At 45.6% G+C, this 20503-nt stretch carries 23 protein-coding genes and 1 riboswitch; of the genes, 5 read left to right on the top strand and 18 right to left on the bottom strand.

Translation table 11 applies throughout. The annotated features are described in order from the left end of the window. Window positions 1-64: 64 nt before the first annotated feature. The 4 genes from H2C83_RS13350 to H2C83_RS13335 all read right to left on the bottom strand — a co-directional run bounded on the left by H2C83_RS13350 (window position 65) and on the right by H2C83_RS13335 (window position 6541). Window positions 65-2716, bottom strand: coding sequence for a cation-translocating P-type ATPase (locus H2C83_RS13350; protein ID WP_181741669.1), 2652 nt, complete (start codon window positions 2714-2716; stop codon window positions 65-67). A 57-nt stretch (window positions 2717-2773) separates the two neighbouring features. Next, a riboswitch (yybP-ykoY riboswitch) is annotated at window positions 2774-2903 on the bottom strand. A 100-nt stretch (window positions 2904-3003) separates the two neighbouring features. After that, window positions 3004-3321 (bottom strand): nitrous oxide-stimulated promoter family protein, encoded by a 318-nt coding sequence (locus tag H2C83_RS13345; RefSeq protein ID WP_181741667.1) that lies wholly within the window; start codon window positions 3319-3321, stop codon window positions 3004-3006. A 1041-nt stretch (window positions 3322-4362) separates the two neighbouring features. After that, on the bottom strand, window positions 4363-6036 hold the full coding sequence (locus tag H2C83_RS13340; protein ID WP_181741574.1) for a tetratricopeptide repeat protein: 1674 nt from the start codon (window positions 6034-6036) through the stop codon (window positions 4363-4365). A gap of 298 nt (window positions 6037-6334) precedes the next feature. Then, window positions 6335-6541 carry a hypothetical protein gene (locus tag H2C83_RS13335; RefSeq protein WP_220184177.1) on the bottom strand — a complete coding sequence of 69 codons (207 nt, stop codon included), beginning with the start codon at window positions 6539-6541 and terminating at the stop codon, window positions 6335-6337. 324 nt (window positions 6542-6865) lie between these two features. On the opposite strand from H2C83_RS13335, the gene H2C83_RS13330 reads away from it, so the two are divergent. After that, on the top strand, window positions 6866-7801 hold the full coding sequence (locus tag H2C83_RS13330; RefSeq protein WP_181741571.1) for an L-lactate dehydrogenase: 936 nt from the start codon (window positions 6866-6868) through the stop codon (window positions 7799-7801). A 115-nt stretch (window positions 7802-7916) separates the two neighbouring features. On the opposite strand, the gene hisIE is transcribed toward H2C83_RS13330, so the two are convergent. From hisIE to H2C83_RS13285, 9 genes are all read right to left on the bottom strand, one after another. Continuing rightward, complete coding sequence (gene hisIE, locus H2C83_RS13325) at window positions 7917-8537, bottom strand: bifunctional phosphoribosyl-AMP cyclohydrolase/phosphoribosyl-ATP diphosphatase HisIE (protein ID WP_220184176.1); 621 nt, start codon at window positions 8535-8537, stop codon at window positions 7917-7919. Continuing rightward, on the bottom strand, window positions 8534-9292 hold the full coding sequence (gene hisF, locus H2C83_RS13320; protein ID WP_181741569.1) for an imidazole glycerol phosphate synthase subunit HisF: 759 nt from the start codon (window positions 9290-9292) through the stop codon (window positions 8534-8536). The genes hisIE and hisF overlap by 4 nt, the downstream gene beginning before the upstream one ends. Beyond that, entirely contained in the window at window positions 9289-10029 is a 741-nt protein-coding gene (hisA, locus tag H2C83_RS13315; protein WP_220184175.1) for a 1-(5-phosphoribosyl)-5-[(5-phosphoribosylamino)methylideneamino]imidazole-4-carboxamide isomerase, read from the bottom strand. Before hisA ends, hisF begins: the two co-directional genes overlap by 4 nt. Continuing rightward, on the bottom strand, window positions 10026-10643 hold the full coding sequence (gene hisH, locus H2C83_RS13310) for an imidazole glycerol phosphate synthase subunit HisH (RefSeq protein WP_181741567.1): 618 nt from the start codon (window positions 10641-10643) through the stop codon (window positions 10026-10028). The genes hisA and hisH overlap by 4 nt, the downstream gene beginning before the upstream one ends. Continuing rightward, window positions 10643-11242 carry an imidazoleglycerol-phosphate dehydratase HisB gene (gene hisB / locus H2C83_RS13305; RefSeq protein WP_246333912.1) on the bottom strand — a complete coding sequence of 200 codons (600 nt, stop codon included), beginning with the start codon at window positions 11240-11242 and terminating at the stop codon, window positions 10643-10645. The genes hisH and hisB overlap by 1 nt, the downstream gene beginning before the upstream one ends. Window position 11243: 1 nt before the next feature. After that, on the bottom strand, window positions 11244-12524 hold the full coding sequence (gene hisD, locus H2C83_RS13300; RefSeq protein WP_376766365.1) for a histidinol dehydrogenase: 1281 nt from the start codon (window positions 12522-12524) through the stop codon (window positions 11244-11246). 15 nt (window positions 12525-12539) lie between these two features. Beyond that, entirely contained in the window at window positions 12540-13154 is a 615-nt protein-coding gene (gene hisG / locus H2C83_RS13295) for an ATP phosphoribosyltransferase (protein ID WP_181741561.1), read from the bottom strand. Then, a complete protein-coding gene (hisZ, locus tag H2C83_RS13290) occupies window positions 13148-14323 on the bottom strand; it encodes an ATP phosphoribosyltransferase regulatory subunit (RefSeq protein ID WP_181741559.1) in 1176 nt (391 codons plus the stop codon). The genes hisG and hisZ overlap by 7 nt, the downstream gene beginning before the upstream one ends. 85 nt (window positions 14324-14408) lie before the next feature. After that, on the bottom strand, window positions 14409-14987 hold the full coding sequence (locus H2C83_RS13285; protein WP_181741557.1) for a non-canonical purine NTP pyrophosphatase: 579 nt from the start codon (window positions 14985-14987) through the stop codon (window positions 14409-14411). A gap of 196 nt (window positions 14988-15183) precedes the next feature. On the opposite strand from H2C83_RS13285, the gene H2C83_RS13280 reads away from it, so the two are divergent. From H2C83_RS13280 to H2C83_RS13270, 3 genes are all read left to right on the top strand, one after another. Next, window positions 15184-15333 (top strand): hypothetical protein, encoded by a 150-nt coding sequence (locus tag H2C83_RS13280; protein ID WP_181741555.1) that lies wholly within the window; start codon window positions 15184-15186, stop codon window positions 15331-15333. A gap of 273 nt (window positions 15334-15606) precedes the next feature. Then, window positions 15607-15960 (top strand): EthD family reductase, encoded by a 354-nt coding sequence (locus tag H2C83_RS13275; protein WP_181741553.1) that lies wholly within the window; start codon window positions 15607-15609, stop codon window positions 15958-15960. Between the two features lie 155 nt (window positions 15961-16115). Next, window positions 16116-17204: a quinone-dependent dihydroorotate dehydrogenase gene (locus H2C83_RS13270; RefSeq protein WP_312853920.1), complete on the top strand. Its 1089-nt coding sequence runs from the start codon at window positions 16116-16118 to the stop codon at window positions 17202-17204. Between the two features lie 19 nt (window positions 17205-17223). On the opposite strand, the gene H2C83_RS13265 is transcribed toward H2C83_RS13270, so the two are convergent. Continuing rightward, the gene (locus H2C83_RS13265) at window positions 17224-17451 is read right to left on the bottom strand and encodes an RNA chaperone Hfq (RefSeq protein ID WP_181741551.1); all 228 of its coding nucleotides are present in this window, start codon (window positions 17449-17451) and stop codon (window positions 17224-17226) included. A 178-nt stretch (window positions 17452-17629) separates the two neighbouring features. On the opposite strand from H2C83_RS13265, the gene H2C83_RS13260 reads away from it, so the two are divergent. Continuing rightward, window positions 17630-17938 (top strand): YolD-like family protein, encoded by a 309-nt coding sequence (locus H2C83_RS13260; protein ID WP_181741549.1) that lies wholly within the window; start codon window positions 17630-17632, stop codon window positions 17936-17938. Window positions 17939-18324: 386 nt separating this feature from the next. Here the strand turns inward: H2C83_RS13260 and H2C83_RS13250 are convergent, their stop codons facing one another. The 4 genes from H2C83_RS13250 to H2C83_RS13235 all read right to left on the bottom strand — a co-directional run. After that, window positions 18325-18729 carry a hypothetical protein gene (locus H2C83_RS13250; RefSeq protein WP_181741545.1) on the bottom strand — a complete coding sequence of 135 codons (405 nt, stop codon included), beginning with the start codon at window positions 18727-18729 and terminating at the stop codon, window positions 18325-18327. Further along, window positions 18713-18892, bottom strand: a complete 180-nt coding sequence (locus tag H2C83_RS13245) for a hypothetical protein (protein ID WP_181741543.1) — start codon at window positions 18890-18892, stop codon at window positions 18713-18715. The genes H2C83_RS13250 and H2C83_RS13245 overlap by 17 nt, the downstream gene beginning before the upstream one ends. Before the next feature lie 200 nt (window positions 18893-19092). Continuing rightward, the gene (locus tag H2C83_RS13240; RefSeq protein WP_181741541.1) at window positions 19093-19491 is read right to left on the bottom strand and encodes a hypothetical protein; all 399 of its coding nucleotides are present in this window, start codon (window positions 19489-19491) and stop codon (window positions 19093-19095) included. A 5-nt stretch (window positions 19492-19496) separates the two neighbouring features. Then, window positions 19497-20503: hypothetical protein (locus tag H2C83_RS13235; protein ID WP_220184174.1), on the bottom strand; the 1007-nt coding region annotated here is incomplete at its 5' end.

Raw genomic sequence — 20503 nt, 5'->3', positions numbered from 1 at the left:
AAAGAAACCATCCCGGCAAGAGTCACTCCCATTTCGGAATGGTTTTTTCTATTACCCGATCTCTCTATTTCTGATCAGCACGACGCCCCCGGTTAACCAGCTTGATAACTTCCATCATTATGACAGCACCAATGGCCAGACCGGTTGCCACCAGCCACTCGTTCAACCCGAACGATGCAGGAATGTGGAAAACACTGCGGGCAAACGGAAGAACAGTTGTTCCGTACAGCAGAAAACAGATGACAACAGCGCCGATAACATATTTGTTGGAAAAGAAGCCGGCTCCGATCGATGTCTGGGTATTGGAGCGGGCAGGGAAAGTTTGCAAGGTCCGTGACAGGATCAGGGTTGTAAAGGCCATGGCAACTCCCATTTCATCGGAGTGACTCAACCCGATATGGAAAGAGATGATCACAGCCACGGCAATCAAAGCACTGCGCGCCAGCACTGCCTGCAAGGTTCCGCCGGCAAAAATTCCTTCATCAATATTACGCGGCTTTCGTTTCATAACGTCCGGTTCTGCTTTTTCCATTCCCAGGGCAATGGCAGGAAGCGAATCATTGACAAGATTGATGAACAACAGCTGCAAAGCCGTAAACGGATTTGGCAAGTTGAGTGCCACCGCATAGAGAATAGCGATAATCGCACCCAGATTTCCCGCAAACAGGTAGCGGATCGACTTTTTGATGTTGTCAAAAACGGTTCTGCCGACACTGACCGCTTTTACAATCGATACGAAATTGTCATCGGTCAGAATCATGGCCGCGGCATCTTTGGCCACATCTGTTCCGCTTCCCATCGCTACCCCGATATCCGCCTGCTTCAGTGCAGGGGCATCATTAACGCCATCTCCGGTCATCGCAGTCACCTTGTTCTTTTTCTGCCATGCCCGGACGATGCGGATCTTGTTTTCCGGAGAAACACGGGCATAAACCGAAATGCGTTCCAACTTTTCATCCAGTTCTTCATCGGTCATCTTGTCCAGTTCCTGTCCGGTAACGGCAATATCGCCAGGTTGCACCAGTCCGATATCCTTGCCGATCGCTTTGGCGGTTGTCTTGTGGTCACCGGTAATCATGATCGGACGAATGCCGGCTTTTTGGGCTTCCTCGATCGAATCGTAGACTGCTTCACGCGGCGGATCCATCATGGCTGTCAGACCGACGAGAACCAAATCCTTTTCATCTTCAAGGCTGATTGTGTTTTGATCGTCCGGCAGCCTCTTGTAACCGTAAGCGAGAACACGCAGGGCCTGGTTGGAAAATTCTTCATTAACCTTCCGGAAAACTTCAAGCAGATCTTCATTAAGGGGTTGTTCTTCCCCTTTTACCAGAACATGAGCGGCACGACTGAACATCACATCGGGACCGCCTTTGGTCAGCATCATTTTCTGCCCGTCAATGACATGAACAGCGGACATGAGCTTGCGGTCCGAGTCAAATGGCAGATCGGCCAGGCGTTTGTACTTTTGCCGGATTTCTTCATAATCCTGATAGTTTTTGTTCGCAAAATGTACGAGGGCTATTTCCGTGGGATCCCCAATTTCTTTCCCCTCATTGTTGATATGCGAATCATTGCAAAGCGCCGCTGTAAGTACCAGCATCCGTTCGGACTGATTGAAATCATCGGGATTGTCGGGCAGGCGCTTGTTGGGAGATTGCGGCAGAAAATAGTCCGTGACAGTCATTTTGTTTTGGGTCAGGGTACCGGTTTTATCCGTACAGATTACACTGGTAGAACCAAGTGTTTCCACGGCTGGAAGCCGGCGGATAATCGCATTCTGCCTGGCCATTTTATTTGTCCCTACCGCCAGCACAATGGTCACAATGGAAGAGAGAGCCTCCGGAATGGCCGCAACCGCGATGGCAACAGAAAACATTAAAGCATTGATAATTGCCGTGACCATGTCCCCATCCTGGTCTCCAAACCAGATGCGCAGTGTCTGGATCGCAAAGATGAATACACAGAGCAAAAGAATTCCTATTCCCAGCTTTTTGCTGAAAACATCCAGTTTCCGCTGCAGCGGGGTTTGCTTTGCTTCGGCAGTTGAAATCATGTCGGCGATTTTGCCGATTTCCGTCTTTTCCCCTGTAGCGGTTACGACAAATGTTCCGCGCCCGTTTACAACCAGGGAGGAACTGAATACCATATTGCGCTGGTCTCCAAGACCAACCTCTTCATGAATCGCTTCTGTGATTTTATCGACAGCTTCCGATTCTCCCGTCAACATCCCCTCGTTTACTTTCAGGGAACTGCTTTCGAGCAAGCGTCCATCCGCGGGAACATAATCTCCTGCTTCAAGAAGCACGATATCTCCCTGAACCAGTTCTCTGGCGGGAATCGTCTTTTTTTGGCCATTTCGGATCACCTTGGCTTCCGGTGCCGACATGTCACGCAAAGCTTCCAGGGAACTTTCCGCTTTTTTCGTCTGTACGACACTGATCACTGCGTTAATAATCAGTACAAGAAAAATAATGAAAGATTCCACGATTTCCCCAAGTATGATCTGTATGCCAGCCGCAATGAGCAGAACAACGACCATGGGGTCCTTGAATGTTTCCAGAAACAGTTTCCATACCGGAACCTTTTCCTGATCTTCAATTTCGTTATATCCGTCTCTCTCCAGCAACTGCTTGACCCGATCAACGGACAAACCACGCATGGAAGAGTGGGTCGCTTGCAGTGCTTTCTCGGGACTTTCACGGTAAAATTGCATCATTGTTTCTCCTTTCGCACATAGTTTTGTTCCTTTTTAACCTAAAAATACAAAGCGAGACATTTGCCCTTCAGGCAAAAGTCTCGCTAAGCAAACAATGCCAATAAAGCCGATGGGTAACCCATGTAATGACGACTTTATTTTGAAATCACGGATGATTTCAACGCTACTCCCTTTTGACAGATAATTTCCTATTAATTTTGCCGATGGGATTGTGTTTATCCCGACGCAACAATATTCATTATACACAAGAGACCGTCTTTTTGCATACCCGATCAAATCCGGAACTATCTTTTTAGCAAATGTTTGACTGAATAGACTGGATGGTACAGCAGCATCCACATTCCCGAATACCTCATCACCCGTTTGATCTTCTCGCGGTATTTGGGCTGGTAACAGTGGACAGAGCAGTTGGAACAGGCGCTTTTCTGCTCACCAAAGCGGCAATAGGAAAGCCGCTCAAGGCAATAATTCTTCAAGTCTGCACATTCTTCACACAAATCATCCTGATGATGCTTTTTGTGGCAGTACAATGCAATCATTTTTGACACGGTCTCTTTTTCATCCCGGATCAAGGGACCATTGTTCAATTCCCTTTTGGACATAGCACCACCACCTTCCCCATTGTCCATCATACAAGATAACCGGACGCGGTTAAAACTTTTTTTTGACGAACCATCGAATCTTGTCAAATGCGGATATTTCGTCACCGGAGAAAGCGCAGGTTCCGCCGCAATGGCTGATCACAGAAGAACCTGAGAACAATAGTGAATTGCTGTTTACTAACTCCTCTTATTCCGGCAATTTAAACATGTGACAATGATTTTGGCCCGTTTCTCTAACTGCAGAAGTTAAAAAAGGCCGTAACTCCGTATGTGTTAAAAATCTAACATAGCCATTTTACACTTTTTAGAAAAACCTCCGTGATGGAGGAAGCTATATCGTAAAAAGATTTTTTGGTTATGTTGATACCAATTAGAGTGTAAAATATTCGAATGTAAGATCAATTTTATGCAATGCGAATATGAGCTCTATCTATACCTTTCACAAACCCATTGATTTGAGAAACAAATTTCCCGCTTTATTGCCAAGCCAGATGAGTAGCAAAGGTAAAAAAATGATAACCATGCAGTTTCAAAAAGTACTCCAAGAATCCACATAAAAGGGATATAAGATAAATGCGTAAATTGGAGAATAAAACCTCCTTACCAGAAAACTTAATTAAAGAAAATGACCCCATCGCAAAATACACAAAAGAACTGAATATGAAATTAATTTTCACAAACGTTGATGTTCTACCCCAAAAGTCACCATATTTTGAACAAACAGTGCATCACTAACCCCAATCCAATATGTTCTACATAAAATGTTTTCTTCAACTTAATCACCTCAATACAAAACTTACAATTACAAGAGAAAAGAGTTTTGGGAAAATATGCCCAAAACTCTTTTAATTGCACTAATCGAGACCACATGTAATACAAGCGCATTCCTCTCCAACATGGCTTGGCTGACAAACGGGTGATTAAATGATAATTCTGATTCCCAATTGACACTGCCAGGGGCTTCACCTTTCCAACTTGGGACTACTTCAACAGACGGACCATGCTGACTTTCTTAACTCAGGTAAATTAAACGAGCGTCATCTAGGAAAAACATTCTTTGGCAATCGTATCCAGCTGCCTGGCCAACCGGGATACCGTTGACATGGAAACCTGATACTTTTCAGCCAGTTCACGCTGTGTAACCGTAACACCGTGATACTTGGCTGTCAGGTACTCCAGCGCCGCTGCCCATCCCTCGATTTTTCGAATCATCGAAAAATCGCTGTTTCGGGCGGCCCATTCGAACCACAGTCGTTCAATCTCCTTATGGAGATGGGCCATTGAGGTCTTCACGTGTTCAAGACAGCATTCCAGGACTTTCTCCCATTTTCTGTTCACTTCAATAATGGATGGGCTGGCAGGTTTCTCCGATCCCTCAGCCCCCCGCTCACTTAATGCCTGCAGGATAATTTTTGCCAGTTCTTTCAGTTCCTTGTCTTCTTCCGGTTGGGAAACAAACTGTTCGAGCAACTGCTTTACTTCATCATCAGCAATCCAGATGAGAAACTTTAACACCTGCTTTTTCGTCTGGTAATCTCCCCGGCTGAGTGCCCAGAAAAAAGTAGAACGAAGCAGCAGGTTGCTTTGCAACTGTTTAATGATATCTTCACTCGGATTGAACAGGTCAAAACGGTTTAACTGTTCTTCAAACGGAAGCTGATAATGGTAATTGATCGTTGGCGGATGATCCAGTTCCAACCATTGATCCATATGCTGATAATAAAAAGCTGCAACACCAGCTTTGCTTTCCATTTTCATGGCTTTTCTCCAGTAGAGGCGAGCCTTGTCATACCGGCCGCTGTTCCAGGCGGATACTGCTGTGTAATGATAAAGGGCAGTCTCCTGAATCCCGCCTGTTTTCAGAAGACGGGAGAACAATTCATAGGCAACTTCATGTTCCCCCAAAATCCCAAGGGTTGTTGCCAATTTATAAGTATGCTCCTGATGAAAAGGAACCAGCTTTTTGAGCATGTCGATGATTTGCCGGCTTTTTTCTTTTTCTCCCATATGTTGCGACAGGACGGCCAGATTGCATAAGGCGTGGAGGTTGTTTGGATCAATTTCCAGCACCTGGCCAATCAGCCGCATAGCCTGTTCCAGTTTCCCGGTGTAATAATAAGCCAAGGCAAGGTTATTACGGGCTGCCAGGAACTCAGGATGCGTTTCTGAAATCTCTTCAAGCAATTCAATCGCCTGTAAAAAACGCCCCTCTTCCAGGAAATTGCGTGCCCGTTCATGGGCCTGTATAAAATCGGGCAGATTGGCTGGCACCCACTCCTTGGGAGGACGCCCCAATTCCTGCGCGATCATGTATAACATTTCTTCTGCTTCTTCAACAAAATCCCCATGCGGATCAAAACTGAGATATGCCAAGAGATGATCTTCTGCCTGTTCCAGATCCCCCATATTGGCTGCGTTATTCGCCATATAAAACAAGCATTCATACAATTCAGGATCTACTTCATCCAGCACTTTTCTCAATACTTCGTTCGACTCTTCGAAACGTCCCAATTCTGAAAGAATACCAGCCAAATTGCAATGGTTGACGGGATTGTCCGGTTCTTTTTCAGTTGCCAGACGAAAATATTTAACGGCTTTGTCGTAACGATGCCGGTCAAGGTATTGAACAGCACGTTCAAAATAAAAACCGGCATCCATGCGCAGACGGACGATCTTTTTACTTTTTTGCTTGATTCCTGCATGTGATTTCTTCATGAAATTCCCCTCCACCCAGCATGATTTTCGGCTTCGCTGGTGTGTGGCCTTTTCGTAGTATAACAAATTCGCCTCTCATTCTGGGTGTTTGTTAATTAATTGACATAAAATAATATAAATCCAGAATAAATAGCGCCTGATATATAAAATCATATCATTACGATCCGATTTGGAAGTCACTACTTGATTCAATTATAACTCAAACAGATAAATTACACCAAGAATCCAGCCAAAAAAATGGATAATATTTCTAGACTTTATCAAATTCCAACATATATTGCGCCTGAACCCCCGTCATTTACCAGACAGACCTGGGCTTGTCTCCCGGGGAATTTGACAAAGATTCCAACAGGAGATGATCTTTTCCGGCTTGCATGCCAGCCGAACGTCCCCCTGTCACGAGATCATCCGTTCTGTTCAAAACACCTTTGCAACTTCCCATCAAGCCCTGAAAACGAAAACCAATAATCATCGTTAATTTCAGCATGATATAAATATGAAACATTTATGTCGGAATCTGACCTGAAAGTCAGATTTCTTAAAGCGATTGGGAAAATACATAGAAAATTATGGGTTTTTAATTGGTTTATATAAAAAAATACTTGTTTTATTTTACATAACCATATGACTGTTATAAAAGTATATTATTTCTTTTTATGAGTATACTGAAACTTGTACTCATTGGCCGGGAAAGTATGTTTGTCTGCTTTTCTCAGCAAATTTTTATTTCTGCCAATGCCAGCCGATTCCACAAATCTTCAAACCCTTTTCCCGTGGCTATCAACTTATCCTGATTTCAGCAAAAACATCAAAGGAGTTGTGCTTTTCGATGAAAACAACGAAAATTGCCTTAATCGGAACAGGCCTGGTCGGCTCCAGCTATGCTTTTGCCGTCCTTAACCAGGGACTTGCCAATGAACTGGTGTTAATAGACATTAACAAGGAAAAAACGATTGGTGATGCCATGGATCTGAACCACGGCATACCTTTCAGTTCACCCATGCACATTTACGCCGGGGACTATAGTGATTGCAAAGACGCCGATCTGATCGTAATTACGGCCGGAGCCAACCAGAAACCTGGTGAAACGCGCCTTGACCTCGTCCATAAGAACGCCAAAATCTTTAAAAGCATCATCAGTGAAATTTTGAAAAGCGGCTTTGACGGATTGTTTCTGGTTGCCACAAATCCGGTCGACATTCTTTCCTTCCTGACTATAAAATATTCTGCCTTCCCGTCTTATCGTGTGATCGGGTCAGGGACGGTTCTGGATACTGCCCGCTTGCGCTACCTGCTTGGTGATGTGTATAAAGTCAATTCGCAAAATGTCCATGCATATATCATCGGGGAACACGGGGATACCGAATTGCCGGTATGGAGCCATGCCTATATTGGTACCCGGCCGATTTCAGACTATGTGAAGGCGGGAGCGGGGCCCACACAGGATGAACTGGACCGGATCTTCACCAATGTGCGTGACGCCGCCTACCATATCATCAACAGCAAGGGAGCCACATACTATGGCATTGCCATGGGACTGGCCCGGATTACGCGCGCGATCCTGAGAAACGAAAATTCGGTGTTGACTGTTTCAACCCTGCTGCGCGGTGAATATGGTTTAAATGATATTTGCCTTGGCGTACCGGCAATTGTTAACCGTTCCGGCATCCGCGAAGTGATCGAGTTGAATCTGGGAGAGCAGGAACTCCAAAAACTGCGTTATTCCGCAGAAATATTGACGCAACAATTAAATACGGTATTATAGAAATCAGCAATCAAAACCGCATTTACGGCAAAGACCGGACAAAGCCTATAAGTTTCTGATTTCAGAACACCATAGGCTTTGTTTATTGTTTCCTTCCTCCGTGATCGGCAGTCTTTTATTTTTGGCGGCGACGCCCTTCAAGCTCTTTCAATACATCACGAAACGGCAGTTTTTGTTCCCGCAGCAATACGAAGAGATGATAAAGCAGATCAGCTGTTTCGTATTGAAGCTCACTCTTGCTTCGGTTTTTGGCAGCAATGATCACTTCTGCGGTTTCTTCACCCACTTTTTTCAGGATTTTGTCCAATCCTTTTTCAAACAAATACGTGGTATAGGAACCCTCCGGGCGTTCTGCCTCTTTTTTGGCAATGACGGACTCCAATTCATTCAGTATATGAAACGGATTCCCTGTATCTGTTCCGTTTCCGTCCTGAAAGCATGAATACGTTTCCCGGTGGCAGGCAGGGCCTTGGGGAATAACCTGCAGCAAGACCGCATCCCGGTCACAATCAAAAGCGATGGAAACCACCTTCTGAACGTTTCCTGATGTTTCCCCTTTATGCCAGAGCTGCTGGCGGGAACGACTGTAGAACCAGACTTCTCCCGTTTTGATTGTCAGATCCAATGCTTCCCGGTTCATATAGGCAAGGGTCAAAACCTGTTTGCTGACTGCATCCTGCATAATCGCCGGAACAAGTCCTTCTTCATCAAACTTTGCCAAATCCGGATTGATCAACGTACATTCACCCCATTTTTTTCTAGCGCTGCCTTGACCTGCTTAATTGATACCTCCTGATAATGGAAAATGGATGCTGCCAAAGCGGCGGCAGCCTCTGTTTGCAAAAAAACATCCACAAAGTGGGCTTCGGTTCCTGCTCCCCCGGAAGCAATGACAGGCACATTAATTTCCCGGGAAATAAGCCTGGTCAGGGGGAGATCATATCCATTTTTGCGGCCGTCCTGATCCATACTGGTCAACAGGATTTCACCAGCCCCCCTGTCCACCGCTTCCTTCGCCCAATCCAGAACCCGTTTTTCCGTTCTTTTCCGGCCACCATGTGTATAAACCAACCAATCTTTTTCTTCGGGATCATATTTGGCATCAATGGCAACAACAATGCACTGGCTGCCAAAACGTTTTGCCCCCTCTTCAATCAGACCGGGAGTTAAAACGGCTGATGTATTGATGGATACCTTGTCTGCCCCGGCCCACAAAATGGAAAACATATCATCGACTGTGCCGATTCCTCCGCCAACCGTAAAGGGAATGGTTAATTGCTCGGCTGCCCGTATCACCATGTCGCGCATTGTTTTACGCCCTTCATGGGAAGCTGAGATATCCAGAAAAACAAGTTCATCTGCCTGCTCACGGTCATAAAGGGCAGCCAGTTCAACCGGATCTCCCGCATCACGCAAATCAACGAAAGAAACACCTTTTACAACCCGGCCATCCTTGACATCCAGACATGGTATAATGCGCTTTGTAATCATCGACCGGCCTCCTTTGTAACTTTTATGGCTGATGGGAGATGAACGGTTCCCGCATAGATCGCTTTGCCAACAATGGCCCCCTGAATGCCTTCATGCTGATAACCGGCCAAAATCTTCAAATCTTTTTCTGTATGGACACCGCCAGAAGCAATGACCGTCTTTCCGCATGCTTGCGCCAGTTTGCGCACTTCATCAATATTGGGGCCCGTTAGCATTCCATCCCGGCTGATATCTGTAAAAATAAAAATTTCCGCACCCCATTCACTCATTCTTTGTGCCAGCTCGGTCACTTTTACCTTTGAGGTTTTCAGCCAGCCATGGGTCGCTACCCATCCGTCGCGTCCATCCAGGCCAATCGCGACCTGCCCGGGATATCTGGCCAGCGCCTCCTTTACAAAACCGGGATCATCAATCGCGGCTGAACCGATGACCACCCTGCGCACGCCAACATGAAGCAGCCGCTCCAACCGATCCATGTTGCGAACGCCTCCCCCGACCTGAACGGGAACGGAAGCCGTCTCGGCCATCTTCCGGATCAGGGGAAAATTTTCCATTCCACCTGAACGTGCCGCATCCAGATCAACAATATGAATCCACTCGGCTCCCTGGATGACAAACTCTTGCACCACTTGCAAGGGATCTTCGCTATAAACGGTTTCCTTCCCATAATCCCCCTGTTTCAGACGTACACACTTGCCGCCTCTTACGTCAATTGCCGGATAAATAATAAAACTCATAATGCTCCCGCCTTTTCACTCAACCGGGCAAAACGTTCCAGCAACTGAAGACCCAGTTTTCCGCTTTTCTCAGGATGAAACTGCATTCCACAGATATTCCGGCGTGCCACAATGGCCGCCACAGGCTGATAATAATCAGTTGTGGCGATCACATCTTCCTGATTGTCAGCCAGCACATGATGTGAATGGACAAAATAGACATGCCCTTCTTCCAGACCCCGAAAAAACGGATGCGGGTGTTTGAATGAAAGCCAGTTCCATCCCATATGCGGAATATTGTAATCTCCTTCAAACCGGACAACGTGTCCCGGCAATAAATTTAATCCCTGATGATATCCATGTTCATCACTGCTCGTAAACAACAATTGCATCCCCAGACAAATCCCCAGAATGGGCTTGTCTGAACGCGCCGCTTCTTTCAATATGGTTACGAGATCCCGCTTCCCCAATTCATACATCGCATCTCCAAACGCGCCCACCCCCGGCAAGATAATGGCATCTGCCTGAATGAGCGTTTCAGGATCGGAAGTAACGGCAATTTCATGATTCATTTTTTCCAGTGCTTTGGATACGCTGTGCAAATTACCCATTCCATAATCTACGATGGCAATCATTACAAGACTCCTTTCGAAGAGGGAATTCCCTGGACACGGGGATCTGCCTGAACGGCTTCATCCAGAGCCCTTCCCAGTGCCTTGAAACAGGCTTCAATCATGTGGTGGGTGTTTTGCCCGTAATGGAGGATCACATGCAGGGTAATTCTTGCTTCCAAGGCAAGTTTCCAAAAGAATTCATGAACAAGTTCGGTATCAAAATTTCCCGCTTTTTCCCTGGGAAATTCGGCACGGAACTCCAGGTGAGGACGATTGGAAAGATCCACAATGACCTGGCCCAGAGTCTCATCCATCGGCACAAAGGCATTCCCGTACCGGCGGATTCCCCTTTTGTCCCCCAAAGCATCCCTTAGTGCCTTGCCCAGGCAAATCGCGATATCTTCAACCGTATGATGGTCATCAATATGCGTATCTCCTTTTGCTTCTACAAACAGATCAAACTTCCCGTGTTTTGCAAACGAGTCCAGCATATGTTCCAGAAAAGGGACCCCGGTTTTCAAATTGGTTTGCCCGAATCCATCAACCTGTAAAGCCAGGGAAATTTCCGTTTCCCTCGTTTTTCGGGTTATTTTTCCCACGCGATTGCCGGTTTTTGACAAATCACTCACCTGCCCTTTTTTTGTTGAGACGCACCCGGACCGATTCGGCATGTGCAGTCAGCCCTTCAGCCTCAGCCATGGCAATCACGTTTTCTCCATCCCGCTGAAGTGCGTCCTCACTATAGAAAATAATGCTTGTCTTTTTCACAAAATGGTCGATATTAAGGGGTGAAAAAAAGCGTGCTGTCCCGCTGGTAGGCAAGACATGATTGGGACCCGCCCAGTAATCACCAACCGCTTCAGGGCTGTGCATACCCAAAAAGACGGCCCCCGCATGTTTTACTTCAGCCAGCCATTTCCACGGATCACTTACCATCAGTTCAAGATGTTCAGGGGCCAGACGATTGGCAACCGAAAACGCTTCGTCCAGATCCTTGACCACACAAATGGCTCCATAATTTTCAAGGGAAGCTTCCGCAATCTTGCGGCGCGGCAGTCGGGCACACTGGACCGCCACTTCTTCGGCAACCTGCCCGGCCAGGATCCGGGAAGGAGTAATGCAAACCGCCGAAGCCCGGGAATCATGTTCTGCCTGGGAAAGAAGGTCTGCCGCCACATGTACCGGGTCGGCCGATGCATCGGCAATCACCACAATTTCACTCGGCCCGGCAATGCTGTCAATATCCACCTGTCCAAAAACCGCCTGTTTGGCCAAAGCAACATAGATATTGCCAGGGCCGACGATTTTGTCCACCCGGGGAATACTCTCGGTACCATAAGCCAATGCGGCAATCGCTTGTGCCCCGCCAACTTTGTAGACCCGATCCACCCCGGCAATTCGGGCTGCTGCAAGGGTGGGGGCATAGACATCCCCGCCCGGAAGAGGCGGCGTAACCATGATAACTTCTTCGACGCCAGCCACCTTGGCCGGAATCACATTCATTAATACCGATGAAGGGTAGGCCGCTTTTCCCCCCGGCACATAAACTCCGACTCTTTCAAGGGGAAGCACTTTTTGCCCGAGAATGGTTCCATCTGCTTCCGTGATAAACCAGGACTGTTGCCGCTGGCGTTCATGGAACTGCCGAATGCGGGACGCTGCCTTTGTCAGGGCATGAATCACCGTCTGATCTACCCGGGTTTGGGCTGCTGCCATTTCTTTCCCGCTTACTTCAAAGTTCTGCAAGTCAGCCCCGTCAAACTTGCTGGTCAAGGTGCGCAATGCGGAATCGCCTTCCTGCTTTACAAGGCGGATAATTTCCTGTACTGTTTCCAATTGCTGTTTTGTGCCGCGCTCCACCTTCCGACGTGTATCCAGTTCCTCTTTTGACACGATCCGGATCATTTTCTCCCTCCTTCAAATCACCTGTTCCAGTTGATTCAACAGTTCTTGAATTGCTTCACCCTTTAACCGGTAACTCCCTTTATTGGCAATCAGCCTTGAGGTAACTTCGGCAATGCATCCCAGTTCAACCAGCCCGTTTTCCCTTAATGTCTGTCCTGTGGAAACGATATCCACAATTCTTTCCGCCAGCCCAATCACCGGAGCAAGTTCGACCGATCCATGCAAGTTAATGATTTCAACCTGTTCTCCCTGCTCTTTAAAATAGGATTCAGCAATGCGCGGATATTTGGTAGCCACACGGGGATGAAGATCCGGCTGCCAGTCAGGTTTTCCGGCAACCGCCATCCGGCAGGGACTGATGCCGAGATCCAACAATTCATAAACATCGCGGGCCTGCTCCATCAACACGTCTTTTCCGGCAACGCCGAGATCGGCCACCCCATATTCCACATAGGTGGGAATATCCATCGGTTTGGCCAGGAACAGGGTAAATCCGGCTTCAGGGATGGAGACAACCAGTTTACGCGAGTCCAGTTCCATCTGAAGCGGGACAGGCCATCCTGCCTGTTGAAACAGGGACAAGGCTTCATTCATGATTCGTCCTTTGGGCATCGCGATCGTTAACATAGGGATGTCCCTCCTTCATCGGCAATGACAAGAACGTCGTCCACGGGCAAATCTTTCCTGATCTGTCCCTCTTCCATCGGCTGCATGATCACGATCCAACCGTCGTCACGCAACGATTTTGCCTTCTTCCATGCCTTTTTCTGCAAATGGGGCTCATAGAAGAGTGCCAACCGGACAGGGAATTCCGGCTTGAGCGGGCTTGCTTCCAGCAGCCGGTCTGTTTTCAAGGCAAATCCGGTAGCAGGTAAATCGACGCCAAATTCCTGATAAAGCTGGTCATAACGTCCGCCGCTTACCAGGGGGAATCCCTGACCGTCCGCATATCCTTCAAAATAAACTCCCGTATAATAATCAAGACTCCCGACAAGGCTCAGATCCACTTTGACCAATTGGGTACAGCCAGAGGCTTCCAGGTTGTTCCATACCCGCTCCAGATAAACAAATGCATCATGAACCGGCTCTGTTCTTGCCAGTTTCATCAAGGATTTCCATTGATCGTGTTCCAGTCCGGAGCGGGTAATGGCCAGAATCTCCTGACGGTCTGCTGAAGAGAGATCCAGGCAGGCGAGAATCTGCCGAAACGCCACCAGATCACGCAAACCCAATGTCTGCTTCAATTTGGAAATGGCTGCTTTATGATCAATCCGCTCCCTCAGAAATCCTTCCAACAGACCCACATGGCTGAGGGCGATAATGGGAAAATGAATCTCACAGGCCCGAAGCGCTTCGATCGACAGGGCGATTACTTCCGTATCCGCCTCAGGGCAGGACTGCCCAACCAATTCCACACCGGACTGGAACAGTTCACTGCTCCGCCCGGCTTCTTTCTCCTGGGCACGAAAAACATTGCCGTGATAAAAAAGACGAAGAGGCAAAGGTTCCCGTTTCAGGACGGAAGTAACCAAACGGGCAATGGGTGCTGTCTGGTCAGGTCGTAATACCAATATATTTCCGTCACGATCCATTAATTTGAACATCCGTGAATCAGGGATTTCACTTGCTTGTCCTACCGTATCAAAAAATTCCAGGGTTGGGGTATAAACTTCCCGATAGCCCCATTTTACAAATTGCTGCCGTACCCGATCTTCAACCAAACGCTTTTTTTCCGCCAATAAATATGGAAAATCCCTGAATCCCATTGGTTTTTCAAAAATTTGCGGTTTTGTCATAATATTCCCCTTTGCTTCATCATATTAAATCGCTAATGAACTAAAGGAATCTTTTATGTAGTATAACATGGAACTATTCACTTGACTACCATTTTCTTATTTCTGTTTTCTGTTTCAACCACTCAGCCATGCGGTCCAGCGCCTTCCGCCGGTAGGAATACACCTGTGACTCTTCCTCCGATAACTGGCTTAACACCTTGACCTCTCCTTCCGGAACAAAAATGGGATCGTAGGGGAACCCGGAAAAGGAACACTCATTTTCATCAATCTCCTCGATAATTCGTCCCTTTGTCTCCCCGCAAAAAATCTTCATTTCCCCATTCCAGCAAACCCCGACTGCCCCTTTGAAACAGGCCTCCCGTGGCTCCTTCACCAGGAGTTTGCGGATTCCTTTATAACCAATTCGTTGATAAATGCGCTTTGACAACACTCCCGGAAAATCGGGGTATGCCGCAAAATAGATGCCGGCGTCATCCACCATGACATAGTCAAGCCCCCGTTCTTTTACCTGTTCCAGTTTGGCTCTGGCAGTCTCCTCAACCGTCCCGCAATCCGGTTCGATAAAAGAAACCTGGTGACAGAAAACCTCAATCCCGTGTGGAGCAAGAATTTTTTTCGCTTCTGCGACTTTTTCTTTATTCTGCGTTGCGAAGATTAATTTCATTTTCTTTTAATTTCCCTCCGACTTATTTGCAAACTATCATTTTTTCTATATTTTAACTCGTATTCTTTCCAGCAAACCATTGTAAAAGATTGAAAGCAAAATGCCCCTACCAGATTCTTTTCAAAACAGGCCATAAAATCCTTTATTTTTACGAATAAACCTTGGGAAGTTTTTTTTCAAGGAAGGAGAGGATGAAGTGATGGTCTATGTTGGAATGCTTTTCCTGACAGCCGGTCTCCTCCTCGAATTGTTGGGAATTTATCTGGTATATTGCGGGAAAAGCAGTTCTCTTGCACCTATTATTGCAGGTTTGGTTTGTTTGCTGACAGGAATTATTGCCAGATAACCATATAGAACCGGCGCCATGAAAAACTTTATTTCTGTATGTAAGCGTTTTCAATATGCTGATTTAAAGGTTGGCCGGTGTTATTGATTGAAAAGTTCCTGTAAAAAACCATGAAATCATCTTGAAAAGATCCACCTTATTCTACACAATGTTTAATAAAGGTATTAAAATTGAATTATTGGGCTTGAGGAATGAACTCATATATTTATACATCAGTTACTCCTTCCAAATAAACTATTTCGCCAGAAAGATATAAAGAAAGAGGGGTATATAATGTTTAAAGTCATTGGCTTCTATAAAAAAGAAGAAGGAATCGAAGAGTTTATCGAATATCTAAAAAATGTTTTAATACCTCGTGTATTGCAGGTTCCAGGAGTCATCAAAGTGGAATATACCGATCTTGTGGTATCCAACAGCAGTCCAACACCTGTCACAAAGGATAACGATTTTGCTTTTATGTGCGAAATCTATTTTGCCAGCCCGGAGGCTTTGCAAATCGCACTCGACAGTGAGCATGGCAAAATCATCACTGAAGTCTGGGTCAAACATGCAACCAACTATATGGTTGCTTATGTGGGCAAAGAAGAAGTATACAATGCCAATCTTTTTACCAATCTGAGATATTAACTACATCAGACGAACGATTTCCCCTCTGATCTTGACAACGGATCCGGAACAAATATTTCGCTGACTGGCCACAATTCATTTAGCCAGTCAGCTTTTTTTTCATCAAATGGTTATGGTATGCTACATTCAGATTAAAAGGGAAAGGAGTAAACACTGTGATCTATCAAGCACTGCGCAAAGTATTGTTTCAGATGAATCCGGAAACGGCACATGACCGGACCGTTCAAGCATTAAAATGGATGCAGTCCAGTCCCTGGCTCCGGCAATCCATAGCCAAAAAAATGGTCATAAAGGATGCGCGCCTTGCTTCCAAACTATGGGGACTTTCCTTTCCCAACCCGATTGGCCTGGCTGCCGGATTTGACAAGGATGCCGATGTATTTCCCGCACTTGCCGCCCTGGGATTCGGTTTTATTGAGGTTGGCACATTAACACCGCGGCCGCAGAGCGGAAACCCTCAGCCCCGGCTTTTTCGTCTGCCCGGCGATGAAGCAGTCATCAATCGAATGGGTTTTAACAATCATGGGATTGCTTCAGCCAGGCAGGCTTTTGAACAGCTGGACCGGCCAGCGATCCCGATTGGTATCAATCTGGGGAAAAACAAGGATACTCCCAATGAAAAAGCGGCCGAAGATTATATTCTGGGGCTGACCGAGCTTTATCCGTTTGGGGATTACTTTGTCATCAACGTCAGCTCTCCCAACACCAAAGGGCTTAGGGATCTGCAACATGCTGAAGCCTTGGAGTCCCTGCTGACCCGAATCTTGCACCAGCGGGACCAGTCCGCACAAAACCACCAACAGAAGAAACCATTGCTTCTGAAAATCGCACCGGATCTGGAACCGGATGCAGTGCAGAAAATTGTCTCCACGGCAATAGCTGCAGGCATTGATGGAATCATTGCTACCAATACCACATTGTCCCGCGAAGGGCTTACATCAAAGCAACGCCATGAAACAGGGGGCCTGAGCGGAAAACCGGTTCGTGAGCGGTCAACCCAAATCATTCGCCACATTTATTCCATCACCCGGGGGCAAATTCCCCTGATTGGAGTCGGAGGGGTTTTTACCGGCAGGGATGTAATAGACAAACTCAAGGCAGGAGCCAATCTGGTCCAGGTCTATACCGGCATGATCTACCGCGGTCCTGCCATTGTAAGAAAAATAAACCAGGAACTTCTGGAATGGATGGAGAAAGAAAAAATCTCCCACTTCCAGGAGTGGATCGGACAAGACTTGAAGTAAGCAATCAAGAGACGGGCTTTTAAAACCCGTCTTGGTCTTTTTTGGAGAGCAATGCCTCTGTTGTTTGAATTGTACTGACCATCTTTTTGGAAATGACAAACAATTGTCCATCTGCTTCCAACGACAGGGTAAACTTGTCAAAATCAACAATTTTCCCCCGATATTGAAAACCATTTACCAAAAAAAGAGTGATCATGGTCTCTTTTTCCTTTAACGCACTCAAAACCTGATCCTGCACTTTATTCATTCTGGTCGCCCCTTTCTCTATCCTTGATTCTTTTTCTCGTGTTCATTTCCTGCCTTTAACGTGCAAACCATTTCCGCTGGTCCAATAAAAACAAATTCGCTTCTTTTTGCTTCAGGTCAATTTTCCTCCTTGAATACGAACATATATTCGGTTATGATTCTGTTTAAGGAGGGTGAAGATGATGCTTGCAGCTTCATTCCACAAATGGTACAGCCGTCAACAGCGTAATACTGCCGGAACGCCATCTTCCGGTTACCAGCCCCCGGCCATTGACCAGGATCAACTGGAATATATGATTTTTCTGCTCGAAGAAGCATGCGAATTGCAAAAAAGGGTTATCGTCACTTATGCCGGAAAATATTCACCGCTGCAATTTTATGGATACGTCAGCAAGGTTTATCCCTATGACGGATGGTTCCTGATGACCAATGGCGAATGGAAAAAGCGAATCACCTTTGGCCAGTTGATCGATGTCGACTGGATATAAAGCAAATAAAAAACCCCCCGGGGTTACCGGGGAATGCCAAATCATAAGATCCCTTTCAAGCAGCGTAAGGAAAATTCCCTTACAGTTAACTTGGAGGGGGTCAATGTTTTTTTCTTTTTGCTCCAAAATAAAAAATCGGGACTAAAAACTTGGTCTTTGACGTTATAGCGATTACCACATTTCGTATTGGCACCGGACACCTGGAATATGTACTGGAGAACCTCCCCCCTCCGGGAAGAAACAGGGTGATTATCGCACACAACCTTCCGGAAAGCATTGGTTTGGGGCAAATCCCGGACATGGCAACCGTTGTTTTGTTTGACTTTCGTCTCCCGTCTAACCTAATTTAACCCTTTGAAATAAATCAAATCACTCCTTTTTGAATACTAAAGCGAATTACTTAATTGACTCATTTTGGTAATCAGTCTCTGAATTCGGCCAGCTAAAATCAACTCGGGATTAATTTTCTCCAGTTCCTGAATATATTGTTTGCATTTTTTGAGTAATTCTGCTTTCAATTCCTGATATGTAATTTTTTCGTTGATAAATCTGTATTTGTAGTAAGGTAATGAAGTTATAACTACAGCTTCATGAATATTGGATGCCTTTTCAGGTGGGACTGTAATTGCACCAGCATAAATATCATCTGTTTTATCTTTCCTTTTAAATTCAATAAAAATCTCCAGAGTTTCAATATCATTAACTGCAACATAATCATGTTTTTCAAGTAGTTTAACTGCTTTAAGCAAATGATTAAACCAAACGGTAATCAAGTCAAAACCCTTCTTCACCGGGACGCAGATCGTTTTCATGATAAATGGCATCATTATAAGCTTTATCATTAAATCGAATCATAAAAAATCCTTCAACTTCTCCCCACTCATCAAAACTATCTCGATCCAGAGTTTTCAGTTCATCCAAATCTTCTATAATTCTATACTTTACCTCTACCATGATACCTCTCCCAACGTCCAAAATAACTTGGTGCTATCTTATGTGATCCATATGCTGATGAATTTTTTCGGATGGATTGGTTCGGAACATAATGAGACCTTCCTTCGGAATCCTTTTTTGTGAAGCACACAAAATGTGCCTGATTGGCCAATGCCATAAATAAAAGCTGTTGACGAAAAAATGTCAACAGCTTATCAAATTCAGAATAATTTTTTTAACTCCTGTTCTGAGATCAACAAAGGTTTATCATTAATAAACAAGTATTCCTTGCTTTTAACCCCAGGTATGATTTCCGTTTTCCGTATTAACTTAAAATGTGAGAGTTCCTTCTTAATTGTATGCATTATCTCATCTAGTTTTTTTAGTTCAGACAAGTGAATCAAAACAGGGTACTCCCTGAAATTCCTTTCAAGCCAATCCTCATCTACATAGTTGTAACTGATCCTAATTTCTTCGAAATCAGGTGACCTCCATATATAGTACTCTCCCCAATAGCTGCTTTCATGTAATTCAAATTCAATATTTAATACTTTTTCCAAGGATTTTTTGATTGCTTCCAAATCATTATTTGCAACTCCATAAGTAATATAAATATTCATCAATATCACCTGACCACCATTATACTCGGCCTTCTCAATGCTTCTTCCACACTTTCAAATAACATAAAGTTAACATCACGTCCAGACATCTTAATCATTTTTTTCTGAATACCATATAGACCTAACTTATCAAGTTGTTTTGGCAATAATGGTCCCATTCTATTCGGTTCTGTTTTAGAGCGGAACTTTGCCTCTAACCCTTGAAGATACAGGTCATCATTTATTAGAGCAATATCAAAGTCACTTGTCCTGTCTTTATCAAAAGCTTTTCCTGTTTTATGACTTTTTCCAGTCACAGAACTACCCTGAAATAATATAACCGTATCTTCGGGTAATTCACTTTTTAATGTATCAACAAACTTGTAATATTCATCTAAACTGGAAAATCCATAAGGAATGGCATTTCCAAATTCATCAACAATTCTTTTACTTACACTGTTCCCGGCAGAAGATCCACTTTCATTCCCCCCACCCCGATCCGGTGAGTAGAAACAATCCAGTTTGGGGAGCATTACCGCCAGGTAACTGTTAGCTGGCTGCCCATAGGCAACACAATTCTTGAAGAATTTGACACCGGCATATTCCCCGCCAAATACCATGACCAATCCCAATCCGCCGGCAATAAGGGCATTCTTCCAGTTGATTTTTCCTTCCTTCAACAGATCCCACAGGCTTTGGTCGACACTGGCGCCAACGCTCCCGCCAAAGGCTTTGGGAAAGGCTCTTCCCAGCCAGGGGATTCGGGTCCCAAGCCAGCGTACCACACTGCTGCCAGCGGCTCCGACTCCGGCGGCCCAGCCAAATAACGAAGCAATGCCTCCCGCGATACCTCCGATCAACATATCAAGCAACATCTCGTCACTGAACAACCCATTTCCTGAAATCCGGGAAAAAAATCCGCTGACAAGCTCACCGATCAGAATCCCGCTCCCTATAATAACTGCGACAGGCACCGCAAAGATAAATCCAATGACTGTCACGAGGACACCAAAAATGCTCAGGATGGCGACAA

Source organism: Thermoactinomyces mirandus, from assembly GCF_013868055.1.
In the GTDB taxonomy this organism is placed as follows: domain Bacteria; phylum Bacillota; class Bacilli; order Thermoactinomycetales; family Thermoactinomycetaceae; genus Thermoactinomyces; species Thermoactinomyces mirandus.
The sequence above is the reverse complement of the archived record's forward strand: the minus strand, read 5'-3'. Positions and strand labels throughout refer to the sequence as shown.